This is a genomic window from Agromyces sp. Y575 (assembly GCF_059445445.1).
On record NZ_JCAIUI010000003.1, the window covers coordinates 591,021 to 607,893 of the forward strand.

Sequence of the window (16,873 nt, forward strand, 5' to 3'; positions counted from 1 at the left end):
ATGCCACGGGCCGGCAGCAGCCCTGTGCAGAGCCGCTGCCGCGGCATCCTTACCGCAATACAATGGGGGCACCGGGCGCCGCCGGCAACCGGGCGGCGATCCACCGACCCGAGCAGGCAGGAGGATCGTGTCGCGTCGACTGCCGTCCACACCGCCGAATCTGCCCGGATTCGCGTTCATCCGCGTGCTCGGCTCGGGCGGCTTCGCCGATGTCTTCCTCTACGAACAGAACATGCCGAGGCGCCTCGTCGCTGTGAAGGTGCTCCTCGCCGAGGTCGTGAACGACGAGCTGCGCCAGATGTTCCAGGCCGAGGCGAACCTCATGGCCCAGCTCTCCTCGCACCCGTCGATTCTCACGGTCTACCAGGCGAGCGTCGCGGCCGACGGCCGCCCGTACCTCGTGATGGAGTACTGCTCCGCGTCGCTCGGGCAGCGCTACCGCTCTGTGCAACTGCCGATCGCCGAGGTGCTCGCGGTCGGCGTGCGCATCGCGAGTGCCGTCGAGACCGCCCACCGGCAGGGCGTGCTGCACCGCGATATCAAGCCCTCCAACATCCTCACGACGGCGTACGGCCATCCGGTGCTCTCCGACTTCGGCATCGCTGCGACGCTCGGCCAGGCAGAAGCCAGTGACACCGTCGGTCTGTCGATCCCGTGGTCGGCGCCCGAAGTGCTCCATGACGAGGTGTCGGGCGCCGTGGCAAGCGAAGTGTGGTCGCTCGGGGCCACCGTGTACTCGCTGCTCGCAGGCCGCAGCCCGTTCGAGGTCCCAGACGATGACAACGGCTCCGGTGCGCTCATGGCGCGTATCGACAAGGCGAAACTCGCGCCGACTGGTCGTATCGATGTGCCGAAGAGCCTCGAGTCGGTGCTGGCACGATCGATGTCTCGCAAGCCGTCAGGCCGTCAGGCGAGCGCCCTCGAGTTCATTCGCGATCTCCAAGCCGTCGAGGAGGAACTCGGGCTCGCCCAGACCCCGCTCGAAGTCGCAATGGACGATTGGGCGCTTGCGACCGCCGTCGACCTCGACGAACGCACCCGCATCAGCGGAAGCCACAGCGTCGACGACAAGGGAGGGCGACGACGACGACGCTCCACCGACACCGCGCACGGTTCAGCGCAACGCAGTGCGGATTCACGCCCGCACGAAGCCAGCAGCAGCCGTGCCCGCGCCGCCCAACCGACGACCCGGCGGCTGGCATGGGGTATCTCGATCGTCTCCGCGCTCCTCATCGCACTCGTCGGCGCCGGTGCGTACGCCGTGATCCAGGGGGCCCGCTCGATTCCGGTGGTCGCCGACGTCCAGGGCGTTGCCGAAACCGACACCGTGACGTTCTCGTGGAACGACCCCGGCATCCAGAGCGGTGACGCCTACATCGTCACCGTCGACGGCAAGGCATCACCGGTGCAGCGCGAGTCCCGTCTCACCGTGCCCGCGGCCGAAGGCAACCGGGTCTGCGCGAGCGTCACGGTCACCCGCGACGGCAAGTCGGGCCGGCCGAGCGCCGAACGTTGCGTCGAAGTCAGCGTCGGCGTCGGCGTCGACGAGGGGGCATGATGCTGCGCCTGCCGCGCCTCGCACGACCGCGGTCCGCGGTCATCACCGCAGTGACGACCACTGCGGTCGTCGCCCTCGTCGCGGGAGTCGCCATCGCTTCCGGTGGGTACGCGGCCCAGCGCGTCGATCTCGGCGATGCCGCCGTCTGGGTGGCGAGCGACCGCCTCCAGTCCGTCGGGCGAGCCAACACAGCTGTGCTCGAACTGAACTCGGTGGTCGAGACCGGGTCCGCCGGCGCCGAGATCGTGCAACAGGGATCCACAGTGCTCGTGCTGGATCCCGAGCGGGCGACCGTGGGCATCATCGATGCGACCACCTCGAGCCTGACCAAGACGGTCGCTGTGCCACCCGACGACGTTTCACTCGCCCTGGCCGGTGCACGCGTGATCGTCTCCGCCGGGGGCGCTGTCTGGTCGGCGCCGATCTCGGAATTCGAGCAGTTCGACGCAGACGCCGAGCCGATGCTCGCCTTCGGTGAAGGTTCGGTCACCTCGGTCGATGCCGAAGGGAGGCTCTTCGCATACACGCCGTCGACCGGTGTGGTCGCGAGGGTCGACGCGGCCGAGGCCGAGACCGTAGCGACCAGATGGCAGATCGAACCGATCGTCGGCGACCCCGACGTGCAGATCACCTCGGTCGGCGACCGCTGGGCGGTACTCGATCTCGAAGCCCGCCAGTTGCACCTCGACGGAGGCACCACCGATCTGACCGACTTCATCGAACCGCGAGACGAACCGGTGCTGCAGACGCCCTCGAGCAGCGGGGACGAAGTGGCGATCGCCACCCGAAGCGGCCTCGTCACCGTCGGCCTCGACGGCGAAGGTCCGAAGGTGCGGGTAGATGGTCGATCCGGGTTGCCCGCCGCGCCCGTCGTGCACGACGGATGCCTCCATGCGGCGTGGGGCCTCGGCAGCGCCTGGCGCTCGTGCGGCGCATCCGGCGATCGAACCATCGAGCTGCCGTCGGCGGCGGCGACCGGCGACTACTTCTTCCTCGCCAACGGTGGCGCACTCGCGCTCAACGATCGCCGCAGCGGCAAGACCTGGGCCGCCGGTGACGACTACGGGCTCATCGACAACTGGGACGAGCTGCTGGAGATCGAACGCGACGACGAGACCGTCGAGCAGAACGACCCCGACACGCCGCCGACGATCGAGAAGAGCCCAGTGCCACCCGTCGTCGCCGACGACGAATTCGGCGCGCGCCCTGGGCGGGCGACGCTGCTGCCAGTGCTCCTGAACGACTACGACGCCAACGGTGACGTCTTGGTCATCGACACGGTCGACGGAGAGCTGCCGACCGGTGCGAAGCTAGACCTCATCGCCGACAACCAGCAGCTGCAGCTCACGCTCGACGGCGAGGCATCCGGTGTCATCGCGTTCGGCTACACAGCCGGTGACGGCCTTGGCGGCACGGCGAGCGGGACTGTGCACGTGACGGTGCGCGACGCCGACGAGAACTCGCCCCCGATTCAACAGCGTCCGACACGAGCGCTGGTCGAGGCCGGCGGACGAGTGACCACTGCTGTGCTCGGCGACTGGGTCGACCCCGACGGCGATCCGTTCTTCCTTCGGCAGGCCCTCGCCGACGCGCCGGATTCGTTCTCGTCGACGGCAGACGGCGTCGTCGTGTTCGATGAGAAGGGTGGGGTGGGCGCCGAGCGTGCTGTCTCGCTCTTCGTCTCCGACGGACGCGACGAGTCGATCGGCGCACTCGGCATCGGCGTCCGCGCGCCTGGCGCTGTTCCGCTCATCGCCGACCCGTTCGTCGCCCTTGCCACCGCCGGTCAGGAGATCCGCATCGACCCGCTCCGGCATGTGCGCGGCGGTTCGGGTGTCATTCGTTTGAGCGCGGTGCCCGCCAAGCCCGATGCGCAGATGCCTCCCGACTACGACGGCGGCACCTTCCGGTTCACCAGTGAGGTGGTGCGAACCCACTACCTCGAGTACACCGTGACCGACGGACTCGAAACGACCACTGGGCGTGTCCGCGTCGACGTCTCTGCACCGCCCGAGCGCGACACCACTCCGATCACGGTGCCGCACACCGCATTCCTCCGCGTCCAGCAACCGGTCGATGTCGACGTGCTCGCCACCGACATCGACCCGACCGGCGGCGTGCTCATCGTGACCGGACTGGGCGAGCCCGCTGCAGAGGCAGGGGTGCAGATCGAGGTCATCGAGCACCGGATCCTGCGCGTGACGCTCACGCGGCCGCTCGAAGCGGGGAGCACCGTCTTCGGCTATCGCGTCAGCAACGGCCTGGCAGAAGCCGAGGGCGAGGTGACCCTCGTCCAGATGCCCGACCCCGAACGCACCCAGCCGCCGGTGGCGGTCCCCGACACGATCGCTGCCCGCACGGGCGACGTCGTCGACATCGGAGTTCTCGCCAATGACGAGCACCCCGACGCTCTCCCGCTCACTCTCGACCCGGCGCTCGTGACCGCACCGGAGGCGGGCCTCCTCTTCGTCGACGGCGACCGCCTGCGTTTTTTCGCCCCCGACGCCCCCGGCGAGTTCGTGGCTGTCTACCGCGTCACCGGACCCGACGGTCAGTTCGCCACGGCGAACGTGCAGATCTCGGTGCGCGCGGCAGATCCCGAGACGAACGCGGCGCCGGTGCCGGTGACGGTGACCTCTCGGGTGCTCGCGGGTGAGACCGTCCGCATCCCGATCCCGCTCGGTGGTGCCGACCCCGACGGCGACAGCGTGCAACTGCTCGGGCAGGAGTCCAACCCCGAGCGCGGCAACGTGAGCGCGCGGGGCGGCGACTGGCTCGAATACCAGGCGGGGGAGTACTCGGCGGGTACCGATGAGTTCCACTACGCCGTCGTCGACGCACTCGGCGCTCGAGCCACCGGCATCGTGCGTGTCGGCATCGCTCCGCGTCTCGATGGAGCTCGCACCCCCATCGCCGTCGAGGACACCGTGGTCGTGCGACCAGACCGCACGATCTCGGTGCGGGTGATGGAGAACGATTCGGACCCCGACGGCAGCACACTCACGCTCCGCGGTATCGAGCCGATGACCGAAGGGGCGACGGCGACAGTCGTCGACGATCGCGTCGAGGTCGAGATCCCGCCGGGGGAGAACGAATACGGATTCATCTACACGATCGAGAACGAGCATCTCGGCGAAGCCAAGAGCTTCCTCAAGGTCGAGGCGCGCGAAGATGCGCCATTGGCCCGACCCGAGGCCTCCGATACCGTCCTCACGCTCAGCGACATCCTGGGCGAAGATCGCATCGATGTTCCCGTGCTCCGCAACGCCTTCCTCGCCGACGGCGACGCATCCGAACTCACGGTCGGACTCGTCGACGGCTACGACCGCGGCGCCGAGGTGCGTCGTGACGGCACGATCCGCGTGCAGGTCGAGGACCGCCGCCGCATCATCCCGTTCTCCGTCGCGCACCCCGAAGACCCAGCCATCATCGCCTACGCGTTCATCTGGGTGCCTGGCCGCGACGACGCGCTCCCGCAACTTCGCACTGACGCTCCGGTCGTGCGCGTTGTGAGTGGCAGGGAGATCACCCTCGACCTCGACGACTACGTGATCGCAGCCTCGGGTCGACCGGTCAAACTCACGGATGCCGCGACCGCTCGCGCCTCGCACAGCGACGGGTCCGATCTCGTCATCGACCAGCGCACGCTTCGCTACCGCAGCGAAGAGGGGTACTTCGGACCGGCATCGCTTTCCTTCACCGTGACCGACGGCGAGTCCGCGACCGATCCTTCGGCGCGTACCGGCACGATCGTGATTCCGATCACGGTACTGCCGACCGAGAACCAACCGCCGGCGTTCACCGGCGGAGTCATCGACTTCGAGCCGGGCCAATCGAAGACGATCGAGCTCGTGAAACTCACGAACTATCCCTACCCCGAAGCGGTCGACGAGCTCGTCTATCGCGTGCTCCCACCGCCCGTGGAGGGCTTCCGCTTCTCACTCGACGGCGACGAGCTCACGATCCTGGCAGAGTCGGCCACAGTCAAGGGCACCCGTGCGGCAGTCGCGATCGGGGTGGGAGACGACTCCGGCGATGGCAAGCCGGGGCGCATCGACTTACGGGTCGTGCCATCGACGAAGCCCATCGCCCAGCCCTCACCAGACAACGCGATCGCCGCCCGCGGAAAGACGACCTCGATCGACGTTCTCGCCAACGACGGGGCCACGAACCCGTTCCCAGATGTGCCGCTCAGGGTCGTCGGGGTGCGCGGGCTCGATGCCGACGACCTGCCCGCCGGCGTTTCGATCGAGCCGAGCGAGGACCGCTCGACTCTGAGCGTGACCGTCGACTCCGACGCGGCACCGGTGAACTCCACCGTGCAGTACCAGGTCGCCGACGCCACCGACGATCCCAGTCGCTACGCCTGGGGAACGGTCACCATCTCCGTGCAAGACCGCCCCGACCCCGTCACCGGTGCGCAGGTCACCGGGTTCGGCGACGGCAGCCTCGATGTCGCGTTCGGTGCCGGTGCGTTCAACAATTCGCCGATCACGGGATACGAGATCGCGCTCCTCGACGCGAGCACCCGAGAGGTGTTGCGCACCTCGACGTGCGAGGCGACAACGTGCACGGTGGCGACGCTCGGCAATGGACAGGGCAACGCCGTCTTCGTGCGTGTGCAGGCGAGGAACGCGATCGGACTCTCCGATCCGGTCGAGGCACCCGGACCGATCTGGTCCGATGTCATCCCGCCGCCGCCCAGCGGACTGCGCGCGTTGCCGCGCGACGGCCGACTCCTGGTCGAATGGTCGCCCGTCACAACCGGGGCAGGTAGCGCCGTCGAGTCCTATGTCGTGACCGTCGCGGGTGTCTCGAACGAGGTGTCGGCGGGCACTGCCTGCACGGCGACACTCTGCTCCATCGAGTCGCAACCGCTCGAGAACGGCAGCCAGGTGCCGATCGCCGTCAGCGCCCGAAACCAGGCGTATCCCGCGCTCGCAGTCTGGACCGAAGCCGGTGGCAGCGGCACGCCCTTCGGCGCACCGGTCGCCGGGGGAATCTCGGTCAACGGCGATGCCGCCGCGGGCACGGTCACCGTCTCGTGGGCGCCGTTCGCCGGCAACGGCGACGCCATCGGCGGCTATTTCGTGGAGCGACTCGTCGACGGTGCGTCCGGCGTACCGGGCGGCGCCCAGGCCTGTTCGGTGACGAGCCCGGCGCCAGGTTCGGTCGTCGCCCCGTCGAGCGGCGGCACGGTCGCCGACGTCGTGCACGTCGGCCCCGAGACCACGAGCCTCCAGTTCGCGGGCACCGCTGCCGAGTCCACGCGCTACTCGTTCCTCGTCTGGGGGTACAACAGAGCCGCGTGCGTGAACACCGAGGTCGCGGGCGTCGTGGTACGCCCGGCACCGGGCGGTATCCAGGGCGTCGATAGCCGGATGCAGATGCGCACCGCCGATGTCTGGGACCGGTACATCAACGATGTCGCACCCGATGCGTGGCAGTACAAGATCGTCGCCGTCGACGGCAACGGTGCGCAGATCCCAGGCACGCTGAGGGAGTTCAGCGGTTCGGGATGGGCGCGCGATCTCTTCGCGCGACCGTTCGGTGAGAAGGTGCGCTTCCAGGTGCAGGCCTGTTCGCTGTGGGGCAGTTGCGGACCGTGGTCGGCCGTTCTGCCCCCCGATGCCAGTCCGTCGCTCACGTTCGCGCTGCCGAGCCGAATCTGGGACAACGTGAAGACGTGGTCCTGGACTTCGGCACCCCAGAATTCCGGCCTGCCCGTCGCCTTCCGATGCGGCGTCGACGGCGATGGCAGCGGCCACGGCGCGCAGACGGGGACGAGTTGCCAGATCCCCGACGCGAAGCCGGGCGATCGGGTCTGGTTGGATGTTGAGATCGCGGGCGTGAGTGTTCGCTACTGGAATCGCTGAGAAGGAGCCCACATGACCATGACCCCCGAGGAGGCGACGCGGTTCGCCGCGACGCTCGACCGACTCGTCGGTGCGGTCGAGGAAGTGCTGCTCGGCAAGAACCGGGTCATCCGCCTCGCGTTCACCGCATTCCTCAGCGAAGGGCACCTGCTGCTCGACGACGTGCCCGGCACTGGCAAGACCTCGCTCGCACGGGCGATGGCGCAGTCCATCGACGGCACGAGCAATCGCGTGCAGTTCACACCCGACCTGCTCCCAGGCGACATCACCGGCGTGACTGTGTACGATCAGCGATCGGGGGTCTTCGAGTTCCACCCCGGGCCGATTTTCGCCAGTATCGTCCTCGCCGACGAGATCAACCGTGCGAGCCCCAAGACGCAATCGGCCCTCCTCGAGGTCATGGAGGAGGGGCAGGTGACCGTCGACGGGCAAACGCACCCTGTGGGACATCCGTTCATGGTGATCGCGACGCAGAACCCCGTCGAACAGGCAGGAACCTATCGGCTGCCCGAAGCACAACTCGACCGCTTCCTGATGCGCACCTCCATCGGCTATCCCGACCACGCCTCGACGATCCGCATCCTCGAAGGCGCCGACCGCCGGGCGCACGAGCAGCGCGTCGACTCCCAGCTCGCTTCGGAGGAGGTCGTCGAAATGGCTGCGGTCGCACGCACCGTCTACGTCGATCCGACCATCCACGACTATGTCTCCCGGCTCGTCGAAGCCACTCGAACCGCTCGCGAGGTGCGGCTCGGAGTCAGCGTTCGCGGGGCACTCGCACTCATCCGTGCCGCCAAGACCCACGCAGCCGGCCGCGGTCGGCACTACGTCGTGCCCGACGACGTGAAGGCACTCGCCGAACCGGTGCTCGCACATCGGCTGATCCTGGACCCCGAGGCGGAGTTCGACGGCGTCACCGCCTCGAACATGATCGCGCAAGTGCTGATCGAGACGCCGCCGCCCTCGACCAGGCAGGCGGTGTGACGCTCACCCAGACCCGCACCACGATCCCCGAGGAAGCCAAGAAAGATGGCCTGCTCGCGGTCGTCATCGGGCGCGTCGTCGTAGCCGCCCGCACAGCAGGCGCCGCGATCACGCGGGCAGCCCATGCCGTGCAGGGCGTTGTGACCCCGCTCGGGTGGGCCGTGATCACCGCGGCCGTTCTGGTGCTCGGACTGGGATACGGCTGGGGCTGGCTCGAACTCATCGCGCTCGGGTGGGGACTCGTGGTGCTCATCATCGCGGCATCCGTCTGGCTCGTCGGTCGCGGGGCGGGAACCATCCGGCTTGTCCTGCCGGCGCCGCGCGTCGTCGTCGGCGAACCCGCCGAAGCGCGACTGATCGCGGCGAATCCCGGCCGACGGCGTTTCGGCGGGGTGCAGCTCGAGCTGCCGGTCGGGCGCCGCGTCGTCGAGCGTGTGCTGCCCGGACTGCCTCGCGGCGGCGCGTTCGACGAGCAGTTCCGCATTCCGACCGAGCGGCGTGGCGTGGTCGCCGTCGGGCCGGCACGCACCGTGCGCGCCGACCCGATCGGTCTCATGCGGCGTGAGTTCGTGTGGTCCGAGACGGCCGAGTTGCACGTGCACCCGCGCACCGTGCCGATCGCGGCGCTCAGCACCGGATTCATCCGCGATCTCGAGGGGTCGCCGACTCGCGACCTCACGGCCAGCGACATCGCCTTCCACGCGCTTCGGGAGTACGTGCCGGGCGACGATCGGCGATTCATCCACTGGCGCAGTTCGGCCAAGACCGGCACCTTCATGGTGCGCCAGTTCGAGGAGACCCGGCGCAGCCGACTCATGATCCTGCTCGACCTCGACCCCGGCGCGTACGCCGACGATGCCGAGTTCGAGCTCGCCGTCAGCGCCGCGGCATCCGTCGGCGCCCGGGCGATCCGCGATGCCCGCACTGTCTCGTTCGTCGTCTCGGGTCGGGCTCGTGGCGTGGATGCGCGGCGGAATGCCATGCGGGAGCTGCCGACCGTCTCCCGTGATCGGCTGCTCGATTCGCTCTGCCTCGTCGAGACCGACCCGGATGCCGTGATGCTCCCCGATGTCGCGCGCGCCGCGGCGGAGTCGCTCGCCGGTGTCTCGCTCGCCTTCCTCGTGACCGGGACGGCACGCGGCATCGCCCCGCTTCGGGCGGCTGCGACGCGATTGCCGCCCGAGGTGGAGACGATCGCCGTGCAGTGCTCGCCCGAAGGCGATGCGAGCGCGCGGGCCATCGCCGGTCTCACCGTGTTCGGCATCGGGTACCTCGAAGACCTGCGCGCCATGCTCGCCAGATCGGCGTCGGTCGCATGAACGCACGAACGCCGGCAGGCGCGACCCGCATCGCCCCCACGCTGGTGTCGGTCGTGCTCGTGGTGGCCATGCTCGTTGCGGCCATGGTGCCGTGGTGGCCGATCTACGAGAGCAGCGCTCTGGTCATCGCAGCGGGCGTCGGAATCCTCGCCGGTGCGACCATCGGAGTGGTCGGTGCGCGGTTCCGACTGCCCGCCTGGATCGTCGTGCTCGCCGTCTTCGGCGCATTCGTCGTGCTCGGTGTGCCCGCCGCGGTGCCCGGTCGCGCGATCGCGGGGGTGCTGCCGACCCCGGCCGGTCTCGTCGAGCTTCTGGCCGGCGCCGCCCTCTCGTGGAAACAGCTCGTGACGATCTCGGTGCCGGTCGGCTCCTATCAGGCCCTTCTGGTGCCACCGTTCCTCCTGACCCTCACGATGGCGACGGCTGCGGTCTCCATTGCGCTGCGAAGCCGGTGGCCTGCAGCTGCGGCTCTCCCGCCGGCCTTGCTTCTCGTCGCGGGCATCGCCCTCGGAGTCGTGCACACGGCCTTCGCCGTCGAGGCCGGGCTCGGCTTCCTCATCACCGCGGTGGCGTGGCTCGTACGGGTCGCCATCGCCAACCGGCGTGCGCTGACGAGCGGTCGCCGCGTCGAAGCGGCTCTGACCGACGCACGTCGGGTGCTCGGTGCGTCGGCACTGGTGGCCATCGCCCTCGTTGGTGCCACCGCGGCATCCGTCGCCCTACCGGTTCCGCCACGCAACGTCGTGCGCGCTGAACTGCAGCCGCCCTTCGAGCCTCGCGAGCACGACAGCCCGCTCGCAGGATTCCGCGCCGCATTCGCTGAGGATGTCGCCGAGCAGACGATGATCGACGTTCGCGGTCTTGCCGAGGGTGCCGGTGTGCGGATGGCGACCCTCGACTCCTATGACGGAATCGTCTACTCAGTGGGAGGAGCCGAAGGGGCGTCCGCCTCCGGCAGGTTCACCCGGGTGCCGTATCGCCTCGATCAGTCGGGCGCGCCCGGTGACACCACGCGCCTCGAGGTGGAGGTGGCGGGCTATTCGGAGGTATGGGTGCCCGGCGTGGGCCGACTCGAGCGCATCACCTTCGGCGGTCCTCGCGCCGAGACCCTCACCGAGTCGTTCTTCTACAACGAGGTGACGAGCACCGGGGCGGTGCAAACGGGCCTGCGGGCTGGTGATCGATACACCGCGATCTCGGTGGTTCCCGTCGATCCGGCCGACCTCGCCACGCTGCAACCCGGCACGAGTGTGCTGCCCGGCGCGCCCGAGCTGCCCGAGAAGCTGGCCCTTCTACTCGACGAGTGGGCACCGGCCTCCGACACGCAGGGCGAGCGGCTGCGCGCGCTCATCGAGGGCTTCCACCGCGACGGCTACGTCAGCCACGGTCTGACCGACGAGGAGCCGCCGAGCAGGTCGGGGCATTCTCTCGATCGCCTCGCCGAACTCGCGACGGAGCGACCGATGGTGGGCGACGGCGAGCAGTACGCGGTGGCGGCGGCGCTCATGGCGCGCAGCATCGGGTTCCCCGCGCGGGTGGTCGTCGGCTTCCTGCCGAGACAGGGTGATGCGGCGGATGCATCGGGGGATGCGACTGCGGAAGGAGAGGCGGATGCGGTGGCGGAGGCGGAGGCAGAGGCGGAGGCCGTGCCCGATGGTGTCACGAGATTCGCGAGCGCCGACAAGCAGGCGTGGATCGAGGTGCAGCGTGCCGACGGCGCATGGGTCGCGGTCGACCCGAACCCGGAACCGAGGGAGATTCCCGAGCGTGAGCCCGATCAGCCGACGATCGTGTCACGACCGCAGTCGGCGCTGCCGCCGCCGGCGGATCGCACACCCGTCGATGAACTCACGTCCGACCCCGAGGCGCCTCCCGACGAACCTGATGACGACGCCGAGGCCTGGGTGGAGGTCCTTTTCCGCGTGCTCGGCATCGCCGGTGTGATGCTGGGCGGGCTCGCCGTGATCGCCAGCCCCTTCCTCGCCATCATCGTGGCCAAGCTGCGTCGGCGAAGGTTGCGGCGGCGTGCCCCGAACTCCGTCGAACGCATCGAGGGCGGGTGGCAGGAGTTCGCCGACACGGCCTCCGACTACGGGTACGCGATCCGTCCGACTGCGACGCGCGCCGAGCAGGCGGCGACGGTTGGGGGGCTCGCTCCGCTCGTGCTCGCTTCGGCCGTCGACCGGGCGGTGTTCGCGCCCGACGGTCCAGCCGATGGTGACGACCTGCGAGTCTGGGAATCGGTCGACGAGCTGCAGCAACGGCTGGGTGCGCCTCGTACCCTGCGCGAGCGGCTGCGTGCTGCGGTCTCGCTCACCTCGCTCGGCGGGTACGCTGTGACGCGGAGAGGAGCTCGGTCGTGACATGTCTGATCTGCGGGGCGGAGCTCCCCGTCGGGGCGATGTTCTGCGGCGAATGCGGCAGTTCCACGAGTGCGACGCCCGAGTCGAGGCGTCGACCCGACCCGCGGCCGGGCGACACGACGGTGATCGAGCGGCCGGTGCGGCGGGGCAGCGGCGTGATCAGCATTCCGGTGGAGGGCTTCCGGGCTGCGACGGAGATCGGGGCGATTGATGCCCAGTTCGGTGCCCCGGCGGCGGCGGCTGCGGCGGCAGCGCCCGTCGCGGCACTGGCGAGGTTCGTGCTGACCTTCAGTACCGGCGAGACGTGCACCGTGTTCGGTTCCGGTCTGATCGGTCGCCGGCCGATGCCCCAGCCCGGTGAGGTATTCGACCATCTGGTGCAGATCGCGGATCGTTCTCTCTCGGTGTCGAAGACGCATCTGGAGTTCGGCGAGCACGACGGCACCCTCTGGATCGCCGACCGGTTCTCGGGCAACGGCACCGTCGTGCGACGAGTCGACGACGGTGCGGTTCGGTGCGAGCCCGGTCGACGCTACCTCGTTCCGCGGGGCAGCCGGGTCGAGTTGGCCGAGCAGTCCTTCGCGGTGTCCTGAGCCGTTTCCGCAGTGCGACCCATCCTCCACAGGTGTTCGTCCTTCGGCTTCGTGCCCCGATCGACGGCGCGCCGACCGCGTTCCGCGGGTTCGGTGATCAGATCGCATGGTGGAACGATTCGACCCCGCACCGCATTCGGTAGACATACCGCTCACGCTGCCCGCTGCGCCTGCGGAGCCCACCCGTGCAGGTTTCCCGCTGCTGGCCACGCTCGCGCCGGTCGTCGGTGCGGTCGCCCTCTGGGCGATCACGAGCTCGCCGTTCGCTCTGGTCTTCGCCGTGCTCGGTCCACTCGTGGCGATCGCGTCGATGGTGGATGCGCGACGGTCGGCGCGTCGGCACCGCCGTCGGGCGGCGGGCGAGCGGCAGCAGCGACTCGACGAACTCGCGGTTGAGATCGAGGAGCGTCACGGCCTCGAGCGGGCGAGTGCATGGCGTCGCTCACCCTCCGCACGAGTGATGCTTGAGTCCGGCGAACATGCGGCCTGGCGCGATGAGGAGCCGTCTCCGATCGTGCTCGGCCGCGGCGCGGTCGCGAGTTCGCTGCGGGTCGACGGGAGCCCGGTCGATGCAGTCGATCGTGACCTGCTGCTCGGGGCGGCACGGCTGGAGGACGCGCCCGTGGTCGCCGAGGTGGGCCCCGGCATCGGATTCGTGGGCGACCTTTGGCTGGCCCGCGCTGCGGCGCGCGCCGCCGTCGTGCACTTCGTTCACAATGCGAGTCCACGAAGCTTCGGCATCGAGGGTCCCGCCGGTCCCGTGCGAGGCTCGTGGAATTGGTTGCGCCACTTGCCCCATTGGGGCAGCCCGAGTCGCCGCATGCTGGTCGTCGTCGACGAGGGGGACGATACCGGAGCGCCCGGGGGATCAGCAGCATCTGCTGCCCGTTCGCAGCCCGATCGACCGCCGTTCACGTTGATCGCCATCGCGCGCGAGTCAGCAGACCTGCCGCCGGGCCTGCAGACGGTCGTGGTGCTCGAGGCGTCGGATGCGGCGATTCTGCGGAGACGAGGTGGTGTCGTCGACTCACGGTTCGTGCCGTTCCTGATCGGTGCAGCCGAGGCGGCGGGCTGGGCCCGGTCGGCGGCTCTCGCCGCGGAACGAGCCGGTCTCGGCACGCCGGCGGGCTCGCTTCCCGAGCGCGTTCGCCTCGACGAGTTGCACCGACCGGCCGTCGCACCACAGGATCGCTCGACGCTTGTAGTGGCGGTCGGCGCCGTCGATGGCGGAACGCTGGAACTCGATCTCGTGCGCGATGGCCCGCACGCGCTCGTCGCCGGCACGACCGGAAGCGGAAAGAGCGAGTTCCTGCTCGCATGGATGGCGGCGCTCGCGAGCGGTTACCCGCCTGCGCGTGTCTCGTTCCTCCTGGTCGATTTCAAGGGTGGTGCCGCATTCGAACCGATTCGTGGCCTCCCACACGTGACGGGCATCGTCACCGACCTCGACGAGGCCGAGGCGGAACGCGCGGTCTCGAGCCTGCGGGCCGAACTCAAGCACCGGGAGTCGGTGCTCGGCGCTGCCGGGAAGCGCGACATCGCCGACCTCGGCGATGAGGTGGAGCTGGCACGACTGGTCATCGTCGTCGACGAGTTCCAGGCGATGATCGAACGGTTCCCAGACCTCGGTGCGATCATCGGCGATATCGCGGCCCGGGGCCGATCGCTCGGCGTGCATCTCGTGCTCGCATCGCAGCGACCGAACGGGGTCGTGCGTGAGCAGGTCACGGCCAACTGTGCGATCCGGGTGTCGCTTCGAGTCATGCAGCGATCCGACAGCGAGGCGGTGGTGGGCAGTCCGTTGGCAGCAGAGATCCGGCCGGATTCGCCGGGTCGCGGAGTCGTCGATCGCGGCGACGGTTGCCCGGTGCTCTTCCAGTCCGCGATCGCCGATGCTGCGACGATCACCGCGCTTGCAGCGGCGACGGCCGGGCTTCCGCGTGCGCGACGCACATGGCTGGATCCGCTGCCCCCTCGCATCACCGCTGAAGAGCTCGCGGCCGTAGTTTCGCCCGGTCGCACGTCACGTCCTCCGAATGGCGAACCCGCGGCGGAGCACACCGCGGGCGATGCGTTCGCGATCGGCGTGCTCGACGAGCCCGAGCAGCAGCGACGGAGCATCGCCCACTGGTCGCCTCAAGCCGACGGCAGCCTGATCGTGCTCGGTGCGCCCGGGAGCGGCCGCAGCACCGCGCTCGCGACGGTCGAGCACGCCGCGGTGCGCGCGTACGGGCCAGGCGCGGTACTGCGACTCGAGGGCACGCGCGGCGCGGTGTGGGAAGAGCTCGTCGGTGCCCTGGCCGCCATCCGTGACGAGTCGTCGCCACCTCGCCTCGTCGTGATCGACGATCTCGACGCACGGTTCCGAGCGTGGCCCGACGATTACCGCCTTGCGGCACTCGAAATGGTCGAGGCCCTCGTCAGGGAAGCGCGCGGCCGTGGCACCGCGGTCGCAGCGTCCGCGGTGCAGTTGCACGGGCTCGGAGGCGGCCTTCGCGACGGCTTCGGCGCGCGGTTGGTGCTGCGGCACGCGACTCGTTCAGACCTCGTTCAGGCTGGCGGCAGGGGCGAGCTCTGGCGAGCCGGAGACACCCCCGGTGCGGGTCAGTGGCGCGGACACCGCATACAGCTCATCGAGGTGGAGCGCCCGGCGCCTCGAGCGCACCGACCGGTGCCGCAGTTCGAGTTGAGTCCCGAGCGACTGTATGCGGTCGCGGCCGCGGCACCGCGAGCCGCGGCGACGTCGATTGCAGCCCTCGGACGAACTCCGTTGCTCCTCTCGGCCGGCGGCGAGTCCGCCGTTCGGGCGGCACTGGCCATCCACTCCGCCGACGCACCTCCACCCGTCATCGTGGGCGACAGCGACGCCTGGTCGGCGAGCTGGGGGCTCACAGCCGCACTCCGTGAAGATGCCGTCTTGGTCGTTCGCGGTGGCGCCGCCGAGTATCGGGCCCTCGTGCGTGCCCGCGAACTGCCCCCGTTGCTCGACGAGGCCCAGGCGCAGTGCTGGGTCGTCGAACCCGGAACGACTGCGCGGCGGGCGACATGGCCGGAGCACACAGTGCACTGAGCCTGCCTCGGAACAGGCCTCGGCGACTGAAATAGCGCTGCCCTGCCTGATTCCGAGACCTGCACAGCGCGTCATCCTGTTCTTGGATGCAGGCCGATTCCGATTGCGATTCCGATCAGGTCAGATCGTTGCGCGGACAGCGCCCACACGGCGTTCGCCGCCCATGACCCAGAGATCGAGTTCGGTCTGCACCGCGTCGATGGCCTGATCGTCGACGGCGCCCGCCTGTGCGAGCAGCCGAAGGGCGATGATCGTCGATGCGCGCGACGAACCGTCGAGCACCTTGAGCGCGACCGTCGTGCCGTCGGGTGCCGTCATCACCATGACGCCCTCGGCGCCGACCTTGGCGAAGACCCCGAGACGCTCGACGGCGACGGTGTCGGGTTGCCCAGGGCCGCCGACGGCCCACGCATGCTCGCGAACTGCCTCGGTGAGTGCGGCGGCCTCACGATACAGCGCGAACGGAGAGCCGGGTGCGGCGGTCGTGATCTTCTGGATGCCGCGGGCGAGGCCGTTCAGGCTGATGGCGTGCACGGGCGCGCCGCATCCGTCGACCGCGGTCGCCGCGGGCCGCTCACCTGTGAATCGCTCGATGACGTCGAGCACCCGTTTCTGCAGCGGATGCTCGGGATCGAGGTATCCCTCGAGCGGCCAGTCGTTGGCGACGCAGGCGAGGAGCATCGCCGCGTGCTTGCCCGAGCAGTTCATGTACACCCGTTCGCGGGCGCCGCCGGAGCGGATGAGCTGCTCGCGCGCGACCTGGTCGGAGGGCGAGGCCGGCGGGCAGCCGAGCGCGGACTCCGGCAGGGTCGCCCGCTCGAGGAGGCCCCGCACGAGTGCGACGTGGCCGGCCGTGCCCGAGTGGCTGCCGGTGGCGATCGCCGCGTCTTCGCCGCGGAGCGTGACGCCCGAGGTCATCACGGCGACCGCTTGGAACGGCTTCAGGCACGAGCGAGGGAAGATCGGGGTGACCACGTCGCCGAGAGCGCGCATCACCTCGCCCTCGGGGGAGAGCACGACGGCGGAACCGGCGTGCCGGGACTCGATGAAACCACTGCGTTCGACCACGGCGAGTTCGACGGAATCAGTGACTGAGAATGTGCCGGCCAC

Annotated in this window: 8 protein-coding genes; 7 read left to right on the forward strand and 1 reads right to left on the reverse strand. The window is 69.5% G+C overall.

Annotation, left to right across the window (positions count from 1 at the left end; translation table 11 throughout):
• Positions 1-127 precede the first annotated feature (127 nt).
• The 7 genes from AC1C2U_RS14870 to AC1C2U_RS14900 all read left to right on the forward strand — a co-directional run bounded on the left by AC1C2U_RS14870 (position 128) and on the right by AC1C2U_RS14900 (position 15,763).
• Positions 128-1,558: a serine/threonine-protein kinase gene (locus tag AC1C2U_RS14870; RefSeq protein ID WP_495362533.1), complete on the forward strand. Its 1,431-nt coding sequence runs from the start codon at positions 128-130 to the stop codon at positions 1,556-1,558.
• Positions 1,555-7,434 carry an Ig-like domain-containing protein gene (locus AC1C2U_RS14875; RefSeq protein ID WP_495362534.1) on the forward strand — a complete coding sequence of 1,960 codons (5,880 nt, stop codon included), beginning with the start codon at positions 1,555-1,557 and terminating at the stop codon, positions 7,432-7,434. Before AC1C2U_RS14870 ends, AC1C2U_RS14875 begins: the two co-directional genes overlap by 4 nt.
• A 12-nt stretch (positions 7,435-7,446) precedes the next feature.
• The gene (locus tag AC1C2U_RS14880; protein WP_495362535.1) at positions 7,447-8,418 is read left to right on the forward strand and encodes an AAA family ATPase; all 972 of its coding nucleotides are present in this window, start codon (positions 7,447-7,449) and stop codon (positions 8,416-8,418) included.
• Positions 8,415-9,737 (forward strand): DUF58 domain-containing protein, encoded by a 1,323-nt coding sequence (locus AC1C2U_RS14885; protein WP_495362536.1) that lies wholly within the window; start codon positions 8,415-8,417, stop codon positions 9,735-9,737. The genes AC1C2U_RS14880 and AC1C2U_RS14885 overlap by 4 nt, the downstream gene beginning before the upstream one ends.
• The gene (locus AC1C2U_RS14890) at positions 9,734-12,100 is read left to right on the forward strand and encodes a transglutaminase-like domain-containing protein (protein ID WP_495362537.1); all 2,367 of its coding nucleotides are present in this window, start codon (positions 9,734-9,736) and stop codon (positions 12,098-12,100) included. The genes AC1C2U_RS14885 and AC1C2U_RS14890 overlap by 4 nt, the downstream gene beginning before the upstream one ends.
• Positions 12,097-12,693, forward strand: coding sequence for an FHA domain-containing protein (locus AC1C2U_RS14895; protein ID WP_495362538.1), 597 nt, complete (start codon positions 12,097-12,099; stop codon positions 12,691-12,693). Before AC1C2U_RS14890 ends, AC1C2U_RS14895 begins: the two co-directional genes overlap by 4 nt.
• Before the next feature lie 106 nt (positions 12,694-12,799).
• Positions 12,800-15,763 carry an FtsK/SpoIIIE domain-containing protein gene (locus AC1C2U_RS14900; protein WP_495362539.1) on the forward strand — a complete coding sequence of 988 codons (2,964 nt, stop codon included), beginning with the start codon at positions 12,800-12,802 and terminating at the stop codon, positions 15,761-15,763.
• Between the two features lie 120 nt (positions 15,764-15,883).
• On the opposite strand, the gene AC1C2U_RS14905 is transcribed toward AC1C2U_RS14900, so the two are convergent.
• Positions 15,884-16,873, reverse strand: a complete 990-nt coding sequence (locus AC1C2U_RS14905) for an asparaginase (protein ID WP_495362540.1) — start codon at positions 16,871-16,873, stop codon at positions 15,884-15,886.